Genomic DNA, 23,222 nt, shown 5'->3' with positions numbered 1-23,222 from the left:
ATTATACATCTACTAGGACATTTTAAGACATACTTGAAACCTGCAACCCGATTACACAGTCCCCAAGCGATTACACGTTAAGCAATCCCATCTATGACCACCGTCACAAAAAAGAAAATAAATACTACATGCCGATTTTATTGAATTCATCCCACCAACTGTATGCATGACCGGTCCCTGACCCGCTATTTTTTACATCCGATCGATCGGCGCACACTGTTATCCGAGATATCAAGTCATAAAATAACACTCAGACATAACATTTGAAATTCCCAAGAAATCCCGGCCGGCTCACTCGACTCCAACCCACTTCGACAACGTCCAGAAAGAGGCGCCGCGTACCATTTCCCTCGCCCCTTGACGTTTGCCCGCCATCGGCTACGGTCGCGGGTTGTCGGGCGGGAACCCAGGAGACTGGTGGATGCGAAGCGCCGGGTTTGACCGGGATGAGCCGCCGCGCGGCGAGCGCGAATGTGGAGGCCGCGTGCGGCCTTCACCTGACTGGGATTTAGACGTGTCGGGGTTGGGGTTTTGCGCCAGGGATTGAAGCCCGGGAGGGCCGGGACGCCGCCGGCGGCCCGGTGCGAAGCACGAGAGCCCGCCCCGAGCGCAGCGCAGGGGGCGCCCGAAGAGACTTTCGGTACCGGGATGACACAACCTGCCGCACGATCACCTGACACACGCCGTTGAGGACAACGCCATGGCAGGCGGTGGCGGCGTTATGGTGGACGCGCCCCTTGCGGCAAGGCCTTCAACGTACGTACGATGGACCGCCTGTGCCCGCGCCGGTACGTGGCGACAGAGCGGGCACCCTTCACATCGTTGCTAGAATGCCGGACTGGAAAACAGACCGTTACGACCGATGCCTTTGCCAGCCGATGTCGAACTGCTCACGGGTATGAGCATGCATTCCCAGGATGACATGCCGAACCCGCATGGCCCCGCGACCAGCCGTTCACGGACCAGCGCATTCGCTGGATCGCGCATCCGGTTCCGGGAGCACGAACTCATGGTGATCGAGATTGGACCCTTCGCGTGTGCGCAGGGCACCACCGTGACATTTCGCGCGCAATCGGTGGGCGCGCAGGCTGTACAGGTGGGCGCAATCATCAAGACGCGGTGGGGTGTGTGCGAAGTAGTGGCCTGAGCAGAGGGCAGGCGGGAGATTCCTCGCTGACTGCCCGCGTGAGGCTGACGCGTGAGCACGGATGCGGCGTAACGCGACGTAACGCGACGTAACGCAACCAACCGGCTTCGCGCGCTGGCGCAGATCCTTCGCGGCGTTCTGGCCGATCGCATGACGGCGCCCGAGGTTCAGCAGATCGGGAGGCAGACGCATCGCCCGCACGGGTGTGCACTATCGGGAGGACTGTGTGAGGCGCAGCCCGTAGGCGGGACGGGTTTTCCTGATCCGCGCCCAGACAGGAAACCGGACGCGACCGGCAGTGTCGACGTGCTCATGCCGGAAGTGCCAGTGGGCTCCCCCGGGTGTTGCCCGGCGGTTACACGGGAGGTTCTCGCCGGGCGCGGCGTCCTGCGAGTTCCCCCGCTCCATGAAGGAGCAGCAATGGGGCTCTCCCCGCTATGCGTCGATCAGGATGTCCGTCATGGTTGTTTGAGCGTGGGTTGCGGTCCGTACTGCCATGTTGGCATGCACGCTGTCCTCGACCACCCTGCCGGCAGCGGCTGGCCTATGCTTTTTTCCTGACTGCCTTCCCCGTCTGGCCAGCATGGTTCCGCGGCAGTCCGGCGCGCCGCAGTGGCAGGCGTACCGCTCCCGAAGCTGGCGCGTATACCGCCCTTCCACGAAGAGCGCATAGTCGATGCTCAGTTCAGCGCCCGCCCGCACCCGCTTCACCGCGCGAATGAAGATGCGGCCGTCGCGGTCTTCGGCTTCGCAATTGGGGCGACACGAATGGTTGATCCATCTGGCGCTGTTCCCGCCGATTGCGCCGTCGATAACGGTACCGTCGCCGACGTCGAAGTAGAAGGTGTGGTCCGGCTGTGCCGGATCGCGCGGGTGACGCAGCAGGGCCTCATCCCACGAGATCCGTTCGCCCAGGTACTCACAGATGAGTTCGCCGGCCGCAAGCGCGCGCGTGGCGAATACGCCTCTGCCGTGAACGGCCGACCGCCGTACAGTAAACCGGCTGCGAGGACGCGGAACAGTGGCAGCTGTTAGCCAGGTGTCAAAGGCGTTCATCAGCGGTGTCGTCGATGCGGTTGCGAGAGCCGAAGAAGCCAACTCCCGGAAAGAAACACAGATTGCACGGTAGCAATTCCGTTTGCAACCAGTGCAGCGCGTCGCCTGCGTCAACGCTGCGAAGCAGGGAAAAGCGCCGTGGGGCGTGAACCGGGCTGCCTGCCAGTTGCGTAAGGCCTGCAAGCGCTAGAGTATCCTCAGGTCACGGATTCTGCCGATGTGCGGCGATCGTTTCAGGATCAGGTCTGTGATGAATTCGGGGAGCAGGGCGCGTGGAATGTTCGCGGGAATGTCGTCGACCAGCTGCGAGGCGACGCGCGCGATGAAGTCGTCGGGGGCGTTTGCCAGACTGTGCTCATAACTGACTCGGTACTCCATGATCAGCCGTGCCCCGACGGATATTTTCTGTGCGGCTGATTCTATCAGCAACTCGCGTGGCGGTTGGCGATGAAGCCGGCGGCTTCCGGCGAATGCAGAGAGGGGCTCCTAATGGTCGGCGCAAGTCTGCGGTTAGGAGTCTGTCTGTGCAGGTATTGTCCCGGGGCGCATCGCCAGAGAGCACTGCACGACGCCAGCCTACATATGGACGAAGCAGTACCAGCCATGCGCGGTCAGTCTGCCGGCCTTACCGTCAGTGCTCACGCTGCTCACTTCTCCGGTACCCCGACCCGGGACAATGACTCGCTCGCAAGGCACCTGCTGCCTGAGGAGGCGCGGGCGGACTGCCTGTTCCGATACCCGCTCCGCCGCGCTGACTGCTCTCACGAAGCACGGTGTCCATCGGTCTGGCGAGGGTGCCCAGTCTGAAAGCCAGGTCGTTGTCCAAAGGGCAGCGTGGCGTGAGTTGTTTATGTGTGTCGGGCGATGGCCCGACGTGTGCGTCGGGGACCTGGCGATTCAGATGTCCTGATCGTCGCCTGGCGCAATCGGCGACAACGCGTCGGTGGCAAGAAAAACGTTCAACTGTTCATCGGCCTGTGTAATCCGATGTGAGGGAAGTGTCGAGAGCTGTTCGTCGTGCAGCGACAGAACGTGTTCAAGGGCTCGCCCGTCAGCTTCAGCTAGCGACCAGTCGTTTGCGGCCTTGATGCGTGCCGCGATAGCGTGCAGCGCCGCCTCGGAGATCCGGAAAGGCCCGAGGGAGCGAGGACCATTCAGCGTTGCATGAACGAAATAGGCGAGCTACACGGTCCTGAACAGCCGGCCGATCAGTTCCATATTGCAGTCTCCCGAGCGCAACGCGGCAAGAGCAAGATGGTGCTCGAGTGAGCGACGACGCCAGATCGTCGGCGGGAGCGGCAGTAACATGTCCCGCGTCATCGGCCGTCTACTGCCAGATTGCCTGGGCTTGCGTTGTTTTGAAGTCGGTGCCATCGAATGGTTTTCAGTCAGCTGGCACATTTTACGGCACGCGCAAGACCCGCAGGCCGCAGCTGCAAGAGGGGGCAAGGCGTGCCGCCCAAGAAAAAGTCCAGGATGCACTTTCCCACCGCCGGCGAAATAATCGACCTTCAGGATCGCCGTCAATCTGTTCGCGGGATTTAACCAGTAGCTTATCCATGCTCGTCCACCCGGCATCATGCAGATTCCCTTCAAGAATGTTCAAGCGCTCGGGGCATGCAGCAGCATCCGGCTTCGCAAGTCGCGTCTATCCGTGGTCCGCACAGCGGCGCCGGTTGAAAATCCTGCCATCATTGATTAAAATGCCATCAATGATGGAGGAAAAATGGCAAGCATGACGATCCGTAACCTCGACGAGCAGCTGAAGACGCGTCTGCGCGTCCAAGCGGCCCAGCACGGACGGTCAATGGAGGACGAGGCCCGGGACATTCTCCGCGCGGCGCTCTCGACCGAATCCATCGGCGGTCAGCGTAACCTGGCTGAGTCGATCCGGCGCCGGATCGAGCCGTTCGGTGGCATAGAGTTGGAATTGCCGCCACGCGACGCGATTCGGGAACGAGTGGACCTCGGCGCATGATCGTTCTTGACACGAACGTTCTGTCTGAGATGCTGAAGCCTGTGCCAGACGTCAGGGTGATGGCGTGGCTTGGCTCACAGCCGCGCGCGGCGCTTTTCACGACGACGGTAACCCGTGCCGAAATTCTCTACGGGCTGCATCTGCTGCCGGACGGTTCCCGCAAGGGAGCTCTATCTACCGCGGTCGAGGCGATTTTCGTCGAGGATTTCGCGGGCCGGCTTCTCGCGTTCGACAGCGATGCAGCGGACGCATACGCAAGGATTGCGGGGGCGCGTAAAAGCGCGGGCAGACCGATCAGTCAGTTCGACGCGATGATCGCTGCCTGCACGCGCTCAAGAGGGGCGGCACTGGCCACGCGCAATGTGAAGGATTTCACCGGGTGCGAGGTTGCAGTCATCAATCCGTGGGCGGAGTCCTGAGTGGGATTCGAACCGTCTTTTGACGGGCTGAAATCGGAAATCGGGGCCTCCGAAACAGCAGAAAAACACGGTCTTTGGAATAGGGGTAGAAGTATGGGCAGCGGAACGGCGTTTTTTCAGAGCCTTGCTGGTGCAGGCTTTCCGGCTGGTTTGGTATCCCTCCGTCAACGCTGCAACGGCCGGGAAACAGCAGTGTGGTGTGAACAGGCCGCGTAGCATTGCGTCTGGCCCGGAAGCGCCACATTATCTTCAGATCACGAATGCTCCGATTTGCGGTGATCGTTTCAGGATCAGGTCTGCGATGAATTCGGGGAGCAGGGCACGCGGAATGTTTGCGGGAATGTCGTCGACCACTTGAGAGGCGACGCGCGCATAACGTCATTGGGGGCGCTTGCCAGACTGTGCTCATAGCTGACGCGGTACTCCATGATCAGCCGTGCTCCGACGGATTTTTCTGTGCGACTGATTTTTGTCAGCAGATGGCTTGCTGATTGGCGATTGGGCTTCGGGTTCCCGGTGAATGCAGACGCAGCGGGCTCTGGATTGTCGGGGAAAGTTCCGGGTCGGAAGTCCGGCTTTGCAGGGGGGCCGGGCGCATCGCTATGGCTGGCTTCGTCCGTTTCTGTCTCAGGGACCGGTTGCGACCGTTTCAAGCGTCGAGCTAATGAAACGACAGCGGTGCCTTCGGACCGATGGCGCGGCAGTGCGCGGCTCTGCGCGATTGTGATTCCATCGAAGGAAAAGCATGAAGAAGCTGTTGGCAATCGCGGCGCTCGCCGCATTGAGCGCAACGCTGAGCGGATGTGGGTGGGGGCCGCCTCCTGGCTGGGGCGGCGGCGGCCATGGCGATGCTCCACATGGCGCCGTCGTCGTCCCGGGTCAGCTCGCGCAGGGCTGACACGAAGGAGCCGGTGTGGGAACTGTTGCGAGGGGCGGCGAACGAGCCGCCCCTTTCCTTAAGCAGGAAAACTCATCGACACCACGAACCCGCCGTCAGCCGCATTGTCCGCGTGGAAAACGCCGCCGTTGTATCGCACGAGACGGCGCACGATCGCAAGACCGAGGCCGCAATGTGCGTCGCCGCTTCTTGCTTCGTCGAGCCGTACGAACGGTTGCAATGCGCGCTCGAGTTGATCGCGCGGAATGCCGCCGCCGTGATCGCGCACCGTCAGCGTGAAATGTCCGTTGTGCTGCGACGTCGAAATATCGACGGGCGGCTCGCCGTATGTGAGCGCGTTCTCGATCAGATTGCTGAGAATCCGGTCCAGGTCAACGAGCGGCAAGCCGAAGCCGTCGCCCGCCTGAAGGTCGAGGCGAATCAGCGCGTCGTCGTCGAGACTGTCGCCGTAATGGCGGCGGCAATGAGCATCGACGCTCGCAGCCGGCGACTTGTCGGCGCTCTCGCGCGCGAAATCCAGGAATTGCGTGACGATGCGCGACAACGATTCCGCGTCGCGCAGAAAGCCGCTGCGGTTGACTTCGTCCGGCAGCAAATCGGCGCGTACCTGCATCCGCGTGATCGGCGCGCGCAAGTCATGCGCGACACCCGCAAGCATCACCGCGCGCTCCTGTTCGGCCAGCGCGAGTTCATGCACCATCTGATTGAAATCGTCGACGAGTCCCTTCACTTCGCGTGGACCGCTTGCCGGCACAACCGGCGCGCGATGCCCCAGGCGAAACTCGCGCGCCGCGATCGCGAGGCGATGCAAGGGCCGTTGCCAGTACCACGCGCCGATGAGCGCGAGCATCACGGCGAACACCAGCATCATGGCCGATGCGCCGATAAAGCGGCGCGCCGGCAGCATCGAGTTCTCAAGCTTGAGCCAGCCCGGATTGCCCGCATAACGCACCCACACATTGCCGTTCTCGGGGTCCGCGACCACCTGGCTCCCCGGCGGCAGCTTTGCCCGCAAGTCGTTCTGGAATGGGCCTGACGTGTCCCGGCAAGGCGCCGGGCAACCGTATGGGATCGCGTCGCTCGAATTGATTGCCACGATATCGAGCGTTGCTGCAACCTGCGAAGCGCTCACCGCGCCGTTACGTTGAGCCTCGACGGCAAGCAGAAGCGCGCGCTGAGCATGCCCGGTGTCGATCTGTCCACGATCACGGTCGACCAGCAGCAACGACGTGACGTGGACGATAACGATCAGCCCGACCGTCATCAATGCGAGTTGGCCGAATAGCGTGTTAAAGGGATTTTTCATCGTCACTGCTGCCAGGCACGAACATATAGCCGATGCCGCGGACTGTCTGAATCCGCCGCGGGCTGGCCGGGTCGTCTTCGAGCAGACGGCGCAGGCGCCACACCGGCACGTCGATGCCGCGCTCCGTCACGTCCGAGTGCGGCCCATGCAGCAGGTCCACGAGCCTCGAGCGCGACAGCGTTTGCATGGGGTGCTGCGCGAGCACCTCGAGTAACGCGTATTCGCTGCCGGTCAGCTTGAGCGGCTCGTCGCCGCGATACAGCGTGCGGCTCGCGAAGTCGAGCCTGAAGCTGCCAAAGCGCAGCGCCTCGCGCTTCTCGACCGGCGGTGTGGCCGACGCTGCCGGTTGCGCGTGCCGTCGCAGCACGGCGTGAATGCGCGCGAGCAATTCCTGCGGCATGAACGGCTTGCCGAGGTAATCGTCCGCGCCGAGTTCGAGGCCGATCACACGGTCGACGCCCTCAGCGCGCGCCGTCAGCATGATCACGGGAATCGTCTCGCCGCTTGCGCGCAGTTGCCGCAACGCGCTGAGTCCGTCGATGCCGGGCATCATCAGATCGAGCACGACGATGGAGGGCCGCTCGCGTTGGAGCCGGCGCGCCAGATGATTCGCGTCGTGCAATACGGAAATCTCAATGCCGCGTTGCTGGAAAAAGGTTCGCAGCAGGTCGCGAAGGTCGGCATCGTCGTCGACGAGTAAAACCTGGATGGGCGTGTCTGACATGGTTGAGCCCTGCTCGATGGGACGTTGAAGGCGGGCGCGCTGCGCGCTGCCACGATAGGGAAATATAGCGAATCGGTCGGCGCCCGTGCTTTCGCGTTCTTCTGCTGGCTTACCGTTTATTACGGCGTCGTTCTCCGATCGGCGGTCACACGTTGTCGCATCAGCGAAACCGACGTCGTGCGTCACGGCTCGTAATGCTTGCCTAAGCCACCGTAAGACGCCTTTCATTATTGTGGGCCATTCGTTGCCGCTGGCACGGCGTCGCATGGCTTCCACACGAAACCGCGACGCATGCCAGACGGCCCTTTGTCGAAACCAGTCGAAGGATGCCCAGAGCATGCCAATCCTGTCCAATCCGTCGGCATGTCCGCCTTGCACGTCGCGCACGTTCCGGTCCACGCTGCTTGCCGCGTCAGTTGCCGCCGCCACGCTGATGCTGGCAGCTTGCGGCGACCACGCGCCTCACGGTCCGCCGCAGTTGACGCCCGAAGTCGGCGTCGAAACCATCAAGCCGCACACCGTTGTTTCGAACACCGAACTATCTGGACGGCTGTCGGCCATTCGCGTCGCAGAAGTGAGGCCGCAAGTCGAAGGCATCATCAGAAAGCGCCTGTTTACCGAGGGCGCGCAGGTCACAGCCGGCGCGGTGCTTTACCAGATCGACGCATCCAGCTACCAGGCGACCTACGATCAGGCGGTCGGCACGCTGGCCAAGGCCGTCGCGACTGCAAACGCCGCGCAAACCAAGGCCGCGCGCTACGCGGAACTGACGAAGATCCAGGGCGTGAGCCGTCAGGATTACGACGATGCCGTTGCCGCGCTCGAAGAAGCGAAGGCCGACGTCGTCGCCGATAAGGCCGCGCTGAAGACCGCCGCGATCAACCTCGGCTATACGAAGGTGGTCGCGCCTATCGCGGGGCGCATCGGCAAATCGAGCGTGACCGAAGGCGCACTCGTTACCGCCGAGCAGACCAGCGCGCTTGCCACCGTGCAGGCGACGAACGAAATGTATCTGGACGTCACCCGTTCTTCCGCCGACTGGCTGCGCCTGCAGAAAGAGTTCGCGAGCGGCCAGTTGCAGCAGTCAGGCATCGACGGCGCCGTGGTTCATCTGGTGATGGAAGACGGCAGCACCTACCCACAGCCTGGCAAGCTGCTGTTCTCCGACATTACCGTCGACGCGACCACCGGCTCCGTCACGCTGCGTTGTGTGTTCCCGAACCCGGATGGCGTGCTGCTGCCTGGCATGTTCGTGCGCGCGCGGCTCGAGGAGGGCGTGAACCACCAGGCGATCACGGTTCCGCAACTCGCGGTCTCGCGCGCCTCCGACGGCTCGGCGAGCGTGCTTACCGTGAGCGCCGACAACAAGGTCGTGCAGACACCGGTCACTGCGGATACGGCGTCGGGCTCGGACTGGATCGTCACGAGCGGCCTGAAGACGGGCGACCGCGTGATCGTGTCCGGTTTGCAGAACGCGCGCACCGGCGCGGTCGTGAAGCCGGTCGAGACGCCCGCCACCGCCGACAACGCAAACGCCGCGAACGCCGCGAACGTACCAAACGCCGCAAACGTACCAAACGCCGCGTCGGCCACCCCGAGTTAAAGCGAGAATCTCATGGCAGGATTTTTTATCAACCGACCGATCCTCGCGTGGGTTATCGCCATTGTCATCATGATGATTGGCGGCGCTTCCATCACCACGCTTCCGGTCGAGCAGTACCCGAGCGTCGCGCCGGCTTCGGTGCAGATCACGGCGACGTATCCGGGCGCGTCCGCGGAAACCGTCGCGACCACCGTGACCCAGGTGATCGAGCAGAAACTGAGCGGCATCGATCATCTGCTCTATATGTCGTCGACCAGCAGTTCGGTTGGCCAGGCGCGCATCACGCTGACGTTCCAGCAAGGCACCAACGCGGATATCGCGCAGGTGCAGGTGCAGAACAAGGTCGAACAGGCGACTTCGTCGCTGCCCGAGACGGTGCAGGAGCAAGGCGTGCAGGTCGCGAAGGCGGCCAACTCGTTTCTGATGATCGTGTCGCTTTCGTCGACCGATGGCAGCATGAGTTCCATCGACCTCGGCAACGTCATTGCGACGCAGATCGAAGACCCGCTCACGCAAATCAACGGCGTGGGCGACGTCACGCTGTTCGGCGCGCAGCACGCCATGCGCATCTGGCTCGATCCGGTGAGGTTGCAGGCCGTCGGTCTGACAACCAGTGACGTCACTAGCGCGATCACGAATCAGAACGTGCAGCTTTCGGTCGGGCAGATAGGCGGCTCTCCTTCTACCAAAACCCAGGCATTGAACGCGACGATCTCCGCATCGAGCCTCCTGACCACACCCGCGCAATTCGGCGCGATTCTGCTGCGCGTGAACAGCGACGGCTCGAAGGTGATGCTGAAGGACGTTGCGCGCGTCGAAGTCGGCGCCGACGACTACAGCACCGACTCGCGCCTGAACGGCAAGCCGGCTGCATCGCTTGCGGTGAAGCTCGCGAGCGGCGCGAACGCGATGAGCGTCGCGAAGGCCGTGCGCGCGAAGCTCAACGAATTGAGCGCGCAACTGCCGCGCAATGTCGTCGTCGATTATCCGTACGACACCACGCCGTTCGTGCGCATTTCGATTGAAGAAGTGGTGAAGACGCTGATCGAAGCAGTGCTGCTCGTCTTTGTCGTGATGTACCTGTTCCTGCAGAACCTGCGCGCAACGCTGATTCCGACCATCGTGGTGCCCGTCGCCTTGCTCGGCACGTTCGCGGTGATGTCGGCGGTCGGCTTCTCCATCAATGTGCTGTCGATGTTCGGCATGGTGCTCGCGATCGGCTTGCTGGTGGACGACGCAATCGTGGTGGTGGAAAATGTCGAGCGTCTGATCGCGGAAGAAAAGCTCTCGCCGGTCGAGGCCACGCGCCGCGCGATGAAACAGATCACGGGCGCACTGATCGGTATCACGACGGTGCTGATAGCCGTGTTCATTCCGATGGCGTTCTTCGCGGGAACGACGGGCGCAATCTACCGGCAGTTTTCGGTCACGATCGTCGCGGCGATGCTGCTTTCGGTGTTCCTCGCGCTGACGCTCACGCCCGCACTGTGCGCGACGTTGCTCAGGCGCGCGGATGTCGAACACCATGAAAAGCGCGGCGTGCTCGGCTGGTTCAACCGCGTGCTCGCGCGCGGCACGGACCGCTATGACTCGGCGGTTGCGCGCGTCATCGGCAAGCCGAAGCGGTACATGGCGACCTATCTGCTGATTGCGGGTGTCGTGGCGCTGCTCTTCATGAAGCTGCCGTCGTCCTATCTGCCTGACGAGGATCAGGGAAGCATCATTACGTCGATCTCCGCGCCGGTCGGCACGCCTGCCGCGCAGACGCTCGAGGTCGTCAAGAAGGTCGAGGCCTACTATCGCGGTCAGCCCGAAGTCGATCAGCTCATTACGCTGACGGGTTTCAGCTTCAACGGCTCGGGGCAGAACAACGCGCTCGCCTTCGTCAAGCTGAAGGACTGGAGCGTGCGGCGCGGCAGCAGCGGGTCGGCGGCCGCGGTGATCCTGCGCGCGAACATGCGTTTTGCCGCTTTGCGCGATGCGCAAATTTTCGCCGTCAATCCGCCGGCGATCCAGGAACTGGGCACGCAAAGCGGCCTCGACTTCGAACTCGAAGACCGCGCAGGCCAGGGGCACGACAAGTTGATGGCCGCACGTCAGCAATTGATGGCGCTCGCAGCCAAAGACACCGCGTTATCCGGCATGCGGCCAGGCGGTCTGGAGGACGCGCCGCAATTTCACGTCGATATCGACCGTGAAAAGGCGAGCGCACTCGGGCTTTCCATCGCCGACGTCAACGATACGCTGCAAACGGCGCTCGGCTCCTCGTACGTGAACAACTACGTGGACACCGGGCGGATCCAGAAGGTCTATGTACAGGCCGACGCGCCGTATCGGATGATGCCGTCCGACGTTGGACGGTGGTACGTGAAGTCGACCACCACGAGCAGCAGTTCCAGCACCAGTTCAAGCAGCAGTACAAGCAGTACCACAAGCACCACCGGCAGTACCACCACAACCAGCGGCTACGACGGCCAGATGGTCCCGTTCTCCGCATTCGCGACCGGCAAGTGGACCTTCGGGCCGCCGCAGATCGAGCGCTTCAACCGCACGCTCGCGATGGAAATGACCGCGCAAGCCGGCGCGAACGCCAGCACCGGCCAGGCGATGGCGGCCGTGGATGCGCTTGTGAAGAAACTGCCGGCGGGCTATGGCATCGACTGGACAGGGCAATCGTACCAGGAGCGCGTGGCCGGTTCGCAGGCGATCTATCTGTACGCCATTTCGCTGATCGTGGTGTTCCTGTGTCTCGCGGGTCTGTACGAGAGCTGGTCCATTCCGATCGCGGTGATTCTCGTGGTGCCGCTCGGCGTGTTGGGCGCCGTGCTGGGCGCGCATCTGCGCGGCCTGTCCGACGACATCTATTTCAAGGTCGGCCTTCTCGCGACCATTGGACTCTCCACGAAGAACGCGATTCTGATTGTGGAGTTTGCGAAGGACCTGCAAGCGCAAGGACGCGGGCTGATCGAAGCGACCATCGAAGCGGCGCGCCTGCGTCTGCGACCCATTCTGATGACCTCCCTCGCGTTTGTGTTCGGCGTGTTGCCACTCGTCATCAGCACAGGCGCGGGTTCGGCGAGCCGCCATGCGATCGGCACCGGCGTGATGGGCGGCATGATCGCCGCGACAGTCCTCGCAATCTTTTTCGTGCCGGTGTTCTTTGTCGTCGTGCGCCGTCTGTTCCGCGAACACGGCGACGCCAAGCAACAGGAAGGTGTTGAATGATGAGACTCAGACAGGTTGCATGCGCGGTCGCCTTCGCGCTCGCGCTGCTCGCGGGCTGCACGCTCGATCCGCACTACGAGCGGCCGGCCGCACCGATTCCGGCTGCGTATCCGAAAGGCGACGCATATGAGAGCACGACCGTGGCGCGGACCGCCGCGGATGCCGACGCCAGCGCAACGAGCACAACGAGCACAACGAGCACAACGAGCGCAACGAGCGCAACGACAGCAGTCACACCCGCGCTCGCTTCCGACACAGCATGGCGAAACTTCTTTCGCGACGAACGCCTGCAGCGTCTCATTGAAATCGCGCTCGCCAACAATCGCGACTTGCGCGTCGCGGCGCTGAACGTCGCGGAATACGAGGCGCAATACCGGATCACGCGCGCTGCACTCGGGCCGTCCGTCACCGGAACCGGCAGCTTGACCCGCGAGCGGACGCAAGGCGCGATTGCAAGTTCGAGCGATGTCAGCGTCGGCACGACCTCGTGGGAAGTGGACTTCTTTGGTCGCCTGCGTAGCCTGAAGCGCCAGGCACTCGAAAACTATCTTGCAACGGACGCATCGCGGCAAAGCACGCAGATCAGCCTGATCGCGACGGTGGCGACCGACTACCTGACCCTGCTCGCCGACGAACGCCTGCTGCAATTGACCGAAAACACGGTGAAGTCGGATCAGTCCACTTACGACGTGACCAGGCGCGTGCAGCAACTCGGCAACGCATCGCTTCTCGACGTGCAACAGGCGCAGAACTCGCTCGCGAGCGCGAAGGCAAGCCTGGCTTCGTACCGGCGCGCCGTCGCCCAGGACCGCAACAACCTGGCGGCGGTGCTCGGCGCGCCGATTCCCCACGACCTGCCGCCCGCGCGCGCCTTCGACGACGAATCGATGTTCGCGGACATCGGTGCGGGCGTGCCCTCGCTGCTGCTCATCCGCCGCCCGGACATCGTGCAGGCCGAGCATGCGTTAAAGGCGGCCAATGCAAACATCGGCGCGGCGCGCGCGGCGTTTTTCCCGAAGATAGCGTTGACGGCCACCGCAGGCACATCGAGCTCGACCCTCTCGAATCTGTTCAAGGCAGGCACCGGCGCATGGGCGTTTGCGCCGAGCGTTTCAGTGCCGATCTTCGATTATGGCAGCAACAAGGCATCGCTCGATGTAGCCAAGATCGAGAAGCAGATCGAGGTCGCCGACTACGAAAGCGCGATCCAGACAGCATTCAAGGAGGTGTCGAATGCGCTGACGGCGCGCGCCACTTACGTCGACCAGGTGCACGCGGATCGCGAATATGTAGCGTCGGCGCAAAGCTATTACTCGCTCGCCGAGGCGCGCTACAAGGCGGGCACGGACAGCTTTCTCACGTTCCTCGACGCGCAGCGCACGCTCTACACCGCGCAACAGCAACTCGCGACGGACATTCTTTCGCGGCAATCCAATCTCGTGACGTTGTACAAGGTGCTGGGCGGTGGATGGGAGGGCAGTTGATGTGCTGGGGCGAGAAGATTGATTACGTGACCGGTGAAGTATTAGCTAGCATGTCTGGTTGATGTTGAATGGCTGCTTTCGGAAAACGCGAACGTCCCTTGTGGGTGGCGGATTCAACCGGTCGATGCAACGGTTTGATGAAATCGCTCAGCCGGTGTGTCGAAGTTTAGTGTTTTTCGGGGACGTTCGTTGAGCCGCCTGGCAACGACATCAAGTCTAGCCTGTGAATAGACGGAGAGATCGGTGCCCTTAGGGAAGTACTGCCTCAGAAGCCCATTCGTGTTTTCGTTCGAGCCGCGTTGCCAGGGATGCTGTGGATCGCAGAAATAGACCTTGATGTCGGTAGCCACGGTAAAGCGATTGTGATCGGCCATTTCCGAGCCCCTGTCCCAAGTCAGTGATTTATATAGTTCCCGAGGTAACTTGCTGGCGTGTCGTATCAGCGCGTTGACCACAGCCTCAGAGTCCTTGCTGGCTACCTTTACCAGCATCACGAATCGACTTTGACGTTCGACGAGAGTTGCAATCTGGCTCGTAGCGTTGCCAAACAGCAAGTCGCCTTCCCAGTGTCCGGGTATTGCGCGATCCTCCGCTGTAGCGGGGCGTTCGCTGATCGATACAGCGTCGCGAATGTTCGTGCGGTCTTCAGTTTTCAATGTGTGATGCCGGGACCGGCGCATGACTCGAGAGCGTCGCAAGTGTTCAAGCAATTCCCTTTTCAGGGCGCCGCGAGCTTGAATATAAAGGCTCCGATAGATCGTCTCGTGTGACACCAGATGGTCCTTGTTGACGGCATATACATGCTTGAGCCAACCAGAAATCTGCTCAGGAGACCACTGCAGCTTCAGCTTTGCAGCGACGACTCGCGCCAGCGTCTGGTTTCCCACCAATTTGCAAACCTTCGGGCGACGTGCCCGATCCCAGGCGAGCGCCTCCGCCTGACTCGCTCGGTAATCTTGCATGCCTCCGTTGCGCTGCAGCTCGCGGCTGATCGTGGAAGGAGCACGTCCCAGCCTGGCTGCAATAGACCGAATCGACAAGCGGGCTACCAGGCAGCGAGAAATTTCCTCGCGTTCGGCAAGCGTCAATGCCTTCAGTGCGCGATGCCTTTGCGGTGGCTCGATGCCGCCGGCCTCCGCGAGTATCCGCTGTATTGAAGAGTGGCCCCGATCGAACAGTTTGGCAATCTGATGAATTGTTTCGCCTTTGCGCCAGCGGTCCCACATCAGTGCCTTCTGACTCTCAGAATAGTAGATCCTCGGCCTCTGTTTCATTGCAACACCTCCACTGCCTACGCAGACTCTAGTGTGTTGCATCGACCGGTTGAATCCGCCGTCGCCCACGGTCCTTCGCCGTCGCAGGTAACGGTTTTTGGCAGTACGCGCGATCCGTGATTAACCCGCGCATCAAGGCACAGGGGCGCAAATAGGTGCGCCGCAGTGGGATTGTTCTCGCAAAGCGCCAGACATGCCGCGAGAACGTGTAACGAAGTATTTGACAAACGCGCAATTGTGCTAGATTTGAACTGCGCGTTTGGCAGACTGCCCGGCGAACCGGGCGGCTTTCCACAAATCACTGACGCATGACGATGTGAATGACGTGGATTACGGCCAGACAGCCGTAGAGAAACGCTTCAACGTTCCTCATGGGTAACTCCAGCGTGGGGTACACAATGCGGCCCGCCCTTCCGCCTGAGAAACTTGGGGCGGGCCGTTCCTGTTCGGGCTTCCGCTATCGCTGAATCCCGCTACCAATCCTAAACAGTTTTAAATTTTTTTTCACGAGCTACGTTGCGAAAATCGCGCTGTGACCGCTTCGCTACCATCTCAACGTGTAAATAAAATTCCGGCCTACAATTTTTCCGCGCCGCCTCATACGTGCATCGGCCCTGCTGCCGGGGCGCGCCGCACATGCTCTGACGCCAGCAGTGCTCCGCACAGTATTTGGCCGCGCACGACGCGCAGGACCTCGACCTGCAGTTCCGTGACCGCGTCGAAATTCGCGCGGCATCGTAATTTTGAGACACTTCGAGAATGCCCGACGTGACCTTGTCCTCGTAGCGCTGCTGCACAACGGCGATTTCCAGTTCGTGCCGCACCTGATCCTGCGCGTACGCTCACGGTCCTTTGCTGGCGCTGGTAGCGGTTGTCGTCGGTGTACAGAAGAACAATTACGAGAACCAGGGGCAGCGTAACGCAAAGACTTTGATCGACATTCTCGGCGCCAGCGCGATCTCACTGTGAGGGAGGAACAGGCAGCGATCGGCCAGGAGCTGACTTTTGATCCGGGGGCGTGGCTGACCGCTTCAAGCTGTACTCAGACGTTCGGAATTTGCGGTCGAACTTCCTCGTTCACGCGAAAGAGGTACCTACGCAGCGTTGGGTACACCGGCGGCTGGGCCGATCTTCACGATCTCTTTCACGATGCGTGTGTGATGCGCATCGAGAGACGGAATCGTGCCACCAAAGGCTTGAGCACATGCATCGGCGGCATCGAGGAAAAACAGGCTCGAGAACATCGTCATCATTCGAGAGTAGGCCCAAGCCTCCCTTGCCATGCGCACTTGCACGTCTCGCGACATCGCCTGGGCAATGAGGTAGTTGATCGTGTCCTCGCCTGTTAGATGACATGCACCACTGAGGCGGTGATAGCACTCGAAGTAGGCATCCTCGCAATCCAAAGCCTGAAATCGCTGGAGCAATTGCTTTGGCCAAGGCGAGCTGGATCGCTCCGCCGTCAACCCGCAGTGGGTTTCGGCGCCCTCAAGGTACTTGGTTAGCGGTCCAAGCAGGCTTTGACGGACGTCGATGCGATCGAGCACGTCAGGCGGGGCTCGATCTGCGATCAGCTGCCTCCAATCGATGAGCTTCTTGTTGTGCTCGGATACCCACGAATGAAGAAAGTTGAGCAGCATTCCTGGATTACCTCTCGCAGCAAGGTAGGTCACGTTGATGGCCCCCTCAATGACGGTACGGCCCAGGACTTCTGAGCTAGCAGGCGACCCCGTTACACTGGCGACCAGCATTGCCTGCACATGCTCGTACGTGCGGGAGAGCAGATTGAACAGCGTCTGCGCCCGAAAACCCACCGCTGGGGTGTCCCAGTCGATGCCCCAAACCGCCGTGTACGCCTCGCTCTGAGCGTCGTATATCGCCTCAATCAACGGTGCGGCTTCGCTGAGGTTGAGAGTCTTGTCGATCTTGAAGGCTTTGCGAAATGCGGTGATGTGCTTGGTCGTCATGCTGGACATTCTGCGCGGGCTAGGGTGGTACAGTAGAGCGACTAGAATAACCCAGTCTAAGAATCAGACCGCGACCACGAACTACCGCGACCGCTGCAAAACAGACATTGACTATAGACGCTCAAATGCCCGCAACGGGCCGATGTTGTTGAAGAAGTCGCTGCTCGGCTCTTTCAATCCCCTCGCAGGAAAATCGACCTCTCAGATCGGCCGACAAACCGCACGCGAGCCCCGGTCAAGGGTAAGAAGGCGCCCGAAAACTTCACCACACAGACAGACAGTGACTTTTTCAACAGCATCGGTCGCGTGCAGTCAGCGAACTAGGAGCGATTGTGGTTGCTGTGATGTCATGCGAGGCGGGAAGGCAAGATAGCACCCGTTACGGAATTCCATCTCACGGCGCTATGCGCCCATCGGCTTGCACAGACAGCCCGCCCGCACTAACGACGATTCGCCACCGCTGACATAATCCGCTCACCGATGCCGAATGAATTGGCGGCTTGTCTGTCCCGACGGCTTCGGCGATATAGCAGCCGACGTCGTCGGCAACAATAGTGCACGGAGGACAAATGTCGAAACGCGTGAAGTTTGCGGTTTTGCTGCTGACGCTTAGCGTGATCGGGCATTGTGCGGCCGCGCAGCCCATGATCGAAGTCACGATAGGCGGCAAGACCCAGTCGTTTAGCCAAGGCGTGTTGCTGGGGCGTCCGGATGCTGCCGGGATTCGCATTCCGCGAGATGTCGCCTACGGTACGTCGACGACCTACCGCGCAGTGCCGCTGGCCGACCTGGTCGACGCCGCAGCGTTACCGGCGGACAGCGTGCTCGAGGCACGTGCAACCGACGGCTTCGCCGCGCAACTGCCGATGGACCTCGTGCGCAACCGTGATCCTGCGACAGCCGTCGCATGGCTTGCGGTCGAGGACCCAGCGCAACCATGGCCGAAGCTGCCGGGTAAGCCGGTGAGCGCAGGACCGTTCTACCTGGTCTGGGTCGGCAGGGAAGCGGAATCCGTCCGCAGCGAGCAGTGGCCTTACCAGATCGCGCAGCTTACTACGCAACCATCTCCATCCGCGCGTTGGCCCGTGCTCGCCGTCGATCCGGCGCTGCCAGCAACCGATCCGATCCGCGCGGGGCAAAGCCTGTTCATTACTCAGTGTCTCGCCTGTCATCGGCTCAACCATGCGGGCAGCGCGGACACCGGCCCCGACCTCAATGTGCCGATGAATCCAGTCGAGTACTTCCAGCCCGCTGCATTGCGCCGCTATATTCGCAATCCGGCATCGGTTCGAGACTGGCCGGGCCGGACCATGCCCGCTTTCCCCCGGGACCAACTGAGCGATCGCGAGATCGATCTGATCGTCGCTTATCTTGGGTACATGGCGCAGCGGAAGGTTGGACGGTAAGGGATACGAGCTAAGGTTTGGACGATGCGGAATTGCCTTTCACCGGTCTGTGCAAAGCGGAATTTGCTTCGTCAGCGGCCGCTGTGGCGGAGAGAGAAGGGCCACAAGTGGTCGGTCGAGGTCGCCATCCGATTTCAATGCCCAAGGTCTCGTCCGTGCCCGCGCAATGGCCGGTTTCCGGCGAGCAAATTAGCAGTGGTGTTGCCTCAAGGCGGCCACAAGCTGCCGCTCACCCACCACATACATCCGTCATCCTAACGGCTGATCCAGCCAAGTAGCGGCCCGTTACTGCGACACTTTGTGGAGTCGACGTGGGTGCAACTCTGTTTGAGTGACTAACCTCGTACGCGGCATCTATTTCCCCTGCCTGAACCACTTCTCGTAGATATGTTCGTACGTCCCGTCCGCGTACATGGCGAGCAGCGCTTCGTTGATTGGTTTGCGCAACGTACTGCCAGCCGCCAGGGCAATTTTTGCGGGCACCCGCCTACTCGACGTTATAGCTATGGCAGGTAAGAACTAGCGCGTTGGAGGCTACTATCCACGCAGCGGTTCGATCACGAGTGCCTTGCCATCTTCATTTGTCGAAAATTCAAGGCTTCGCTGACGACAGCGAACGGCCGCTTGTGAAGCCATAACCAATGGGATGGACTCCTCCTCACCCGGCTCAGACGTGGCGCATGATGGCGACATGTTCGAACGGTCAACGAGGAGGGACCCGAAATGGACATGATTCGCGTCGGAATTGATCTCGCCAAGAACGTCTTCGTGCGACCTGCAAGTCGCGTGAGTTTCTATTTCACAGGAGCGGGTATGACCTGATGAAACCGGTTGTTCCATCAACCGTTCCCTACCCGGACATGCGGGGCTGGTAACAGCTCGGTGTGAAGCTTCGGGGACAACGTAGCCGCCGGATATCCGGTACGCCGAGCCGTGAGGCAAGGCGGAATCTGCCAGCACGAAGGCGGAGAGGAGCAAGGGATGAGCGGGTACGACCAACATATGTGAACTTCAGTTTAACGTCGTGATCTTTAACAAGCCAAACGTGCTGACAGGCTTGAACCAAAACGGTACGCGGTGAGGAATGGTCTTCGAAGACTGGACCATCATGGACAGGACCACCGCCGGCGAAGCAGAAGGGTCCGCCCCGCTCGGAAACTCATGCGGAACAGGGTAAGTCCATAGTGTCGCCAGCAATGGCAGGCGAACCGCAAGGAACGCTGTTGGCGCTGTGGGTAAGGAATGCGGAGAAAGCGAATGCCCGGCTGTAATGGACGGGATACGGGCTGAGACATCGCCCGACGCGAAAGCGGGCAGACTTCCGCACGGTCATTCATGGCGAGAGAACTTTGACAAATCGTTATACGGGGAAAGGCAGATGACGGCGATCGACGCGAAAGCGACCGGGGCCGGTGCGTCCTCGCGCGCTGCGCAGAAGTGGGATCAGGCGAACTGGTCGCAGATGGAGGCAGACGTGAAGCGACTTCAGGCGCGTATCGCCAAGGCAACCCGGGAAGGCCGATGGGGCAAGGTGCAAGCGTTGCAACGTCTGCTGACCCGCTCGCATAGCGGCAAGATGCTGGCCGCGAAGCGGGTGACGGAGAATCGCGGTAAGAGAACGCCAGGGGTGGACGGCAGGATATGGTCATCCCCGGCGGCCAGGTGGAACGGGATGATATCGCTTCGACATCGCGGCTATCGTGCGATGCCGCTGCGACGTGTTTACATTCCCAAGAGTAACGGCAAGAAGCGTCCGCTGGGGATTCCCTGTATGCGGTGCCGGGCGATGCAGGCGTTATGGAAGCTCGCTCTGGAACCGGTGGCGGAAACACAGGCGGACCCGAATTCCTATGGATTCCGGCCCGAACGCTCGACGGCCGACGCCATCGAACAGTGCTTCATCACTCTGGCGAAGCGCGCTTCGCCAGAGTGGATTCTGGAAGGTGACATCCGGGGTTGTTTCGACAACTTCAGTCACCCCTGGATTCTGGAGCACGTACCGATGGACAAGGCTATCCTGCGGCGGTGGCTTCAAGCCGGATATATCGATGAGGGAACCCTGTTCGAGACGTCGACGGGTACCCCGCAGGGCGGAATCATCTCGCCGGTGATCGCGAACATGGCGTTAGATGGGCTTGAGGCAGCAGTCTATGCAAGTGTGGGAACATCCAAACTTGCCCGCAGCAACGCTCAACTCAACGTCGTCCGCTATGCCGATGACTTTGTTGTGACCGGCGTATCGAAAGATGTGCTCGAATTCAAGGTCCTTCTGGCGGTCAGGCAGTTTATGGCTGCTCGGGGTCTTGAGCTCTCGGAAGAGAAGACTCGGATCACGAACATTGCGGACGGTTTCGATTTCCTTGGCCAGAACGTGCGCAAGTACGACGGCAAGCTACTGATCAAGCCGGCGAAGAAGAGCGTCAAATCTCTTCTCGACAAGGTCAGGGAAATCATCAAAGGCAACGCGAGCGTCACGCAGGAGGCGTTGATCCAGCAACTCAACCCGGTTATCCGGGATGGGCCATGTATCACCGTCACGTCGTGGCGAAAGCGAGCTTCTCATCGATAGACTCGCACATCTGGCAACTGCTCTGGAAATGGGCTAAGCGTCGGCATCCCACGAAAGGAGCACGGTGGGTGAGGAACCGCTACTTCCGGGTCGATGGACACCGGTCCTGGGACTTTGCTACGAAGGGTCTCGCTGATGGCAGCACCAGCGGGTTTCGGCTCTTCCGCGCAATGACGATCCCGATTACGAGACACGTCAAGATCCGGGGACTGGCTAATCCATTTGATCAGGTGTGGACCGCGTACTTCGCTCGCCGTCGAACTGCAAAACGTCCCGTCAAGTTGTTCGGTGCCATACCCTGGTGCTGAAGAATGGCTTGAGCCGGATGCGGGGTGACTCGCCCGTCCGGTTCTCAGGGGGCGGTGGCGCAGTAATGCGCTGCTGCTACCCGACCAGGTTCATGAAGTCGATCGAAGCGAGAAGGCGGTATGGCGCCGCAAGCTGAGCCGTTCGGAATGGCTTGAGGTCTTGCAGCAGACGGTTCCTGTGCATGCTGAGATCGGTATGGGGGCTTGCGGCAGCGCACACCATTGGGCGCGACGCCTGCAGGCGCTCGGATACACCGTGAAACTAATTGCCCCGCAGTTCGTGAAGCCATATGTCAAAACTAACAAAAACGACGCGAACGATGCCGAGGCAATTTGCGAAGCGATGAGCCGGCCGGCCATGCGAGGCGTTGAAAAGGAAACGATATCCAGAATGGACCGGGTCATTGCCCCGAACCTTTTTCCACTCAAGTAACTATCAGACGCGCTCAAGTGCCGGTTGTCGCGAACGGCCGAAGTGGCCGAGGATTTACGGGTGAGGCGTCGTCTGGAGCGGCAGTTGTACCGTTGTTACCCGCCTTCAGCAGGGAAGGGGTCGAAAGGCAGCAAGGGGGCGGAAGTACGCGCTGACGACTGTCGGCTCCCGGGCCGCGAGATTCAACGGGCCGCTTTCCGGCGATGAAACTGAAGAGCGGGCTGACGCTGCCCGACCCAGCTCGGTCCTCGGACGGATGTTTGTGAACGTCTCAGACACGCCCTATTGCGGTCGTTCGTGGGAATATTTCTTGGAGGGCGATCCGGAGCATTCGTGCCCGAACCCCGTATCGCCACATGCGAACTTGATAGGCCTCACCCAGCGGCAGTGCGTCAATACTCAGGCCGACGCAATGGTTAGAGCGGCAATGTCTCGTTGGTGTTGACCGCATCGAGCAGTCTCACAACGACTTCTCGCGTTTCACTGAGTTCGCGCAGCCGTGCGTCCAGCTTTTCGATTTCGCCGCGCAGCAATGCGCGCGCCTCTACGCATGGATGAAACACCGGTTTCTCACCGAGTACGCAAGGCAGCAACAGGCGGATACTGCTGATCTTCAATCCTGCTGCCGTGAGCGTGCGGATGCGCTGTGCGGCGTCTACTTCGTCGGAACCGTAATCGAGGTATCCCGAATCGGTCCTCTTCGGATTGAGCAGACCTTCGTGTTCGTAATACCGCAGCATCCGCTCACTGACGCCGGTGCGGCGAACCAGTTGCCCGACACGCATGGCGACTCCCGCAAGATACGCTTCACCTTGACAGCGATGTCAAACTTTAACCTCTCTCGACCGGGGGGCAGGATTCCATGCAAATCAACAACCGGGCATTCAGGCGTCGCCCCTGCCCTCCGTAGCCGGCCGTTCGACTATCAAACACGAACGCTTTGTCATCGGCCGCTTCGTTAGTGCGGTGCGGATGCCATTCAAAAAAGGACGAACAAGCCAACGCCGTTGTCACGGCATCGCGGTGTTCGTCGGGCGTCCAGTGGGAGTCACGGAGTGGTATCAGACGTGACTGATCCTTCTCGCGGTCTTATGCTTCGGTCTCGTAAAGCAGACCGTAACTCCCGCTCATTCGTTTGATTCGCGCGAAGCCGAGTTCCCCCAAATGCATACCGGCGATCAAAAGTCCCTCCGAACTGACCAGGTCGAGGAGCCGTGACCGTGTGATGGCTGCGAGAGATGGGTCTTGATCGAATGCAATCGATACGTTTGGCCGTTCAATCTGGATGTGAGGAAAATGGACAATGTCTCCCCAAACAAGCAGGCTCTGATTAGCGGATTCGAAAAGATATCCGGAGTGTCCGTTTGTGTGTCCCGGTAGCGGCATCGCTCGGATACCGGCAAGCACTTCGCCCTCATTGAATGT

18 protein-coding genes and 3 pseudogenes are annotated in these 23,222 nt (G+C 60.8%); 11 read left to right on the top strand and 10 right to left on the bottom strand.

Features of this window, described 5'->3' with window-relative positions; genetic code table 11:
* Window positions 1-1,009: 1,009 nt before the first annotated feature.
* Complete coding sequence (locus BGRAMDRAFT_RS34820; RefSeq protein WP_006053138.1) at window positions 1,010-1,147, top strand: hypothetical protein; 138 nt, start codon at window positions 1,010-1,012, stop codon at window positions 1,145-1,147.
* A 435-nt stretch (window positions 1,148-1,582) separates the two neighbouring features.
* Here BGRAMDRAFT_RS34820 and BGRAMDRAFT_RS32320 read toward each other — a convergent pair whose 3' ends face one another.
* Together BGRAMDRAFT_RS32320 and BGRAMDRAFT_RS32315 are read right to left on the bottom strand one after the other, a co-directional pair.
* Complete coding sequence (locus BGRAMDRAFT_RS32320; protein WP_006053137.1) at window positions 1,583-2,203, bottom strand: SET domain-containing protein; 621 nt, start codon at window positions 2,201-2,203, stop codon at window positions 1,583-1,585.
* 186 nt (window positions 2,204-2,389) lie between these two features.
* Complete coding sequence (locus tag BGRAMDRAFT_RS32315; protein WP_006053136.1) at window positions 2,390-2,581, bottom strand: hypothetical protein; 192 nt, start codon at window positions 2,579-2,581, stop codon at window positions 2,390-2,392.
* 1,348 nt (window positions 2,582-3,929) lie between these two features.
* Here BGRAMDRAFT_RS32315 and BGRAMDRAFT_RS32310 point away from each other — a divergent pair.
* Both BGRAMDRAFT_RS32310 and BGRAMDRAFT_RS32305 read left to right on the top strand, forming a co-directional pair.
* A complete protein-coding gene (locus BGRAMDRAFT_RS32310; RefSeq protein ID WP_006053135.1) occupies window positions 3,930-4,181 on the top strand; it encodes a FitA-like ribbon-helix-helix domain-containing protein in 252 nt (83 codons plus the stop codon).
* Window positions 4,178-4,600, top strand: a complete 423-nt coding sequence (locus BGRAMDRAFT_RS32305) for a type II toxin-antitoxin system VapC family toxin (RefSeq protein WP_006053134.1) — start codon at window positions 4,178-4,180, stop codon at window positions 4,598-4,600. Before BGRAMDRAFT_RS32310 ends, BGRAMDRAFT_RS32305 begins: the two co-directional genes overlap by 4 nt.
* 241 nt (window positions 4,601-4,841) lie before the next feature.
* On the opposite strand, the pseudogene BGRAMDRAFT_RS36220 reads toward BGRAMDRAFT_RS32305, so the two are convergent.
* A pseudogene (locus tag BGRAMDRAFT_RS36220) lies at window positions 4,842-5,028 on the bottom strand (hypothetical protein); the annotation flags it as partial.
* Window positions 5,029-5,345: 317 nt separating this feature from the next.
* Here BGRAMDRAFT_RS36220 and BGRAMDRAFT_RS35135 point away from each other — a divergent pair.
* Window positions 5,346-5,498, top strand: coding sequence for a hypothetical protein (locus BGRAMDRAFT_RS35135; RefSeq protein ID WP_006053133.1), 153 nt, complete (start codon window positions 5,346-5,348; stop codon window positions 5,496-5,498).
* Between the two features lie 58 nt (window positions 5,499-5,556).
* Here BGRAMDRAFT_RS35135 and BGRAMDRAFT_RS32300 read toward each other — a convergent pair whose 3' ends face one another.
* Entirely contained in the window at window positions 5,557-6,804 is a 1,248-nt protein-coding gene (locus tag BGRAMDRAFT_RS32300) for an ATP-binding protein (protein WP_006053132.1), read from the bottom strand.
* Window positions 6,788-7,528, bottom strand: a complete 741-nt coding sequence (locus BGRAMDRAFT_RS32295; RefSeq protein WP_006053131.1) for a response regulator — start codon at window positions 7,526-7,528, stop codon at window positions 6,788-6,790. The genes BGRAMDRAFT_RS32300 and BGRAMDRAFT_RS32295 overlap by 17 nt, the downstream gene beginning before the upstream one ends.
* A 337-nt stretch (window positions 7,529-7,865) precedes the next feature.
* Between BGRAMDRAFT_RS32295 and BGRAMDRAFT_RS32290 the strand changes: the two genes are divergently transcribed.
* From BGRAMDRAFT_RS32290 to BGRAMDRAFT_RS32280, 3 genes are read left to right on the top strand one after another with little or no spacing between them, the layout of a single operon-like run.
* Entirely contained in the window at window positions 7,866-9,131 is a 1,266-nt protein-coding gene (locus BGRAMDRAFT_RS32290) for an efflux RND transporter periplasmic adaptor subunit (protein ID WP_006053130.1), read from the top strand.
* 12 nt (window positions 9,132-9,143) lie between these two features.
* Window positions 9,144-12,356, top strand: a complete 3,213-nt coding sequence (locus BGRAMDRAFT_RS32285; protein WP_006053129.1) for an efflux RND transporter permease subunit — start codon at window positions 9,144-9,146, stop codon at window positions 12,354-12,356.
* The gene (locus BGRAMDRAFT_RS32280) at window positions 12,353-13,840 is read left to right on the top strand and encodes an efflux transporter outer membrane subunit (protein WP_006053128.1); all 1,488 of its coding nucleotides are present in this window, start codon (window positions 12,353-12,355) and stop codon (window positions 13,838-13,840) included. The genes BGRAMDRAFT_RS32285 and BGRAMDRAFT_RS32280 overlap by 4 nt, the downstream gene beginning before the upstream one ends.
* Before the next feature lie 113 nt (window positions 13,841-13,953).
* Here BGRAMDRAFT_RS32280 and BGRAMDRAFT_RS32275 read toward each other — a convergent pair whose 3' ends face one another.
* Together BGRAMDRAFT_RS32275 and BGRAMDRAFT_RS32270 are read right to left on the bottom strand one after the other, a co-directional pair.
* Complete coding sequence (locus BGRAMDRAFT_RS32275) at window positions 13,954-15,114, bottom strand: IS30 family transposase (protein WP_006050787.1); 1,161 nt, start codon at window positions 15,112-15,114, stop codon at window positions 13,954-13,956.
* 1,094 nt (window positions 15,115-16,208) lie between these two features.
* Window positions 16,209-17,081 carry a DUF5677 domain-containing protein gene (locus BGRAMDRAFT_RS32270; protein WP_006053127.1) on the bottom strand — a complete coding sequence of 291 codons (873 nt, stop codon included), beginning with the start codon at window positions 17,079-17,081 and terminating at the stop codon, window positions 16,209-16,211.
* 569 nt (window positions 17,082-17,650) lie between these two features.
* On the opposite strand from BGRAMDRAFT_RS32270, the gene BGRAMDRAFT_RS32265 reads away from it, so the two are divergent.
* Window positions 17,651-18,487 (top strand): c-type cytochrome, encoded by an 837-nt coding sequence (locus BGRAMDRAFT_RS32265; RefSeq protein WP_006053126.1) that lies wholly within the window; start codon window positions 17,651-17,653, stop codon window positions 18,485-18,487.
* Between the two features lie 354 nt (window positions 18,488-18,841).
* On the opposite strand, the gene BGRAMDRAFT_RS36215 is transcribed toward BGRAMDRAFT_RS32265, so the two are convergent.
* On the bottom strand, window positions 18,842-18,970 hold the full coding sequence (locus tag BGRAMDRAFT_RS36215) for a transporter substrate-binding domain-containing protein (RefSeq protein WP_409372910.1): 129 nt from the start codon (window positions 18,968-18,970) through the stop codon (window positions 18,842-18,844).
* Between the two features lie 895 nt (window positions 18,971-19,865).
* Between BGRAMDRAFT_RS36215 and ltrA the strand changes: the two genes are divergently transcribed.
* The 3 genes and pseudogenes from ltrA to BGRAMDRAFT_RS34190 form a co-directional block, all read left to right on the top strand.
* On the top strand, window positions 19,866-21,056 hold the full coding sequence (ltrA, locus tag BGRAMDRAFT_RS32260; RefSeq protein ID WP_006053124.1) for a group II intron reverse transcriptase/maturase: 1,191 nt from the start codon (window positions 19,866-19,868) through the stop codon (window positions 21,054-21,056).
* A complete protein-coding gene (locus BGRAMDRAFT_RS35775; protein ID WP_232292403.1) occupies window positions 21,011-21,364 on the top strand; it encodes a group II intron maturase-specific domain-containing protein in 354 nt (117 codons plus the stop codon). The genes ltrA and BGRAMDRAFT_RS35775 overlap by 46 nt, the downstream gene beginning before the upstream one ends.
* Window positions 21,365-21,434: 70 nt before the next feature.
* Window positions 21,435-21,734, top strand: a pseudogene (locus BGRAMDRAFT_RS34190) (IS110 family transposase); the annotation flags it as partial.
* A 479-nt stretch (window positions 21,735-22,213) separates the two neighbouring features.
* Here the strand turns inward: BGRAMDRAFT_RS34190 and BGRAMDRAFT_RS32250 are convergent.
* On the bottom strand, window positions 22,214-22,582 hold the full coding sequence (locus tag BGRAMDRAFT_RS32250) for a MerR family transcriptional regulator (protein ID WP_006053122.1): 369 nt from the start codon (window positions 22,580-22,582) through the stop codon (window positions 22,214-22,216).
* Between the two features lie 304 nt (window positions 22,583-22,886).
* Window positions 22,887-23,222, bottom strand: a pseudogene (locus tag BGRAMDRAFT_RS32245) (MBL fold metallo-hydrolase); the annotation flags it as partial.

The sequence above is a fragment of the Paraburkholderia graminis C4D1M genome, from assembly GCF_000172415.1.
GTDB classification, from domain to species: domain Bacteria; phylum Pseudomonadota; class Gammaproteobacteria; order Burkholderiales; family Burkholderiaceae; genus Paraburkholderia; species Paraburkholderia graminis.
The sequence above is the reverse complement of the archived record's forward strand: the minus strand, read 5'-3'. Positions and strand labels throughout refer to the sequence as shown.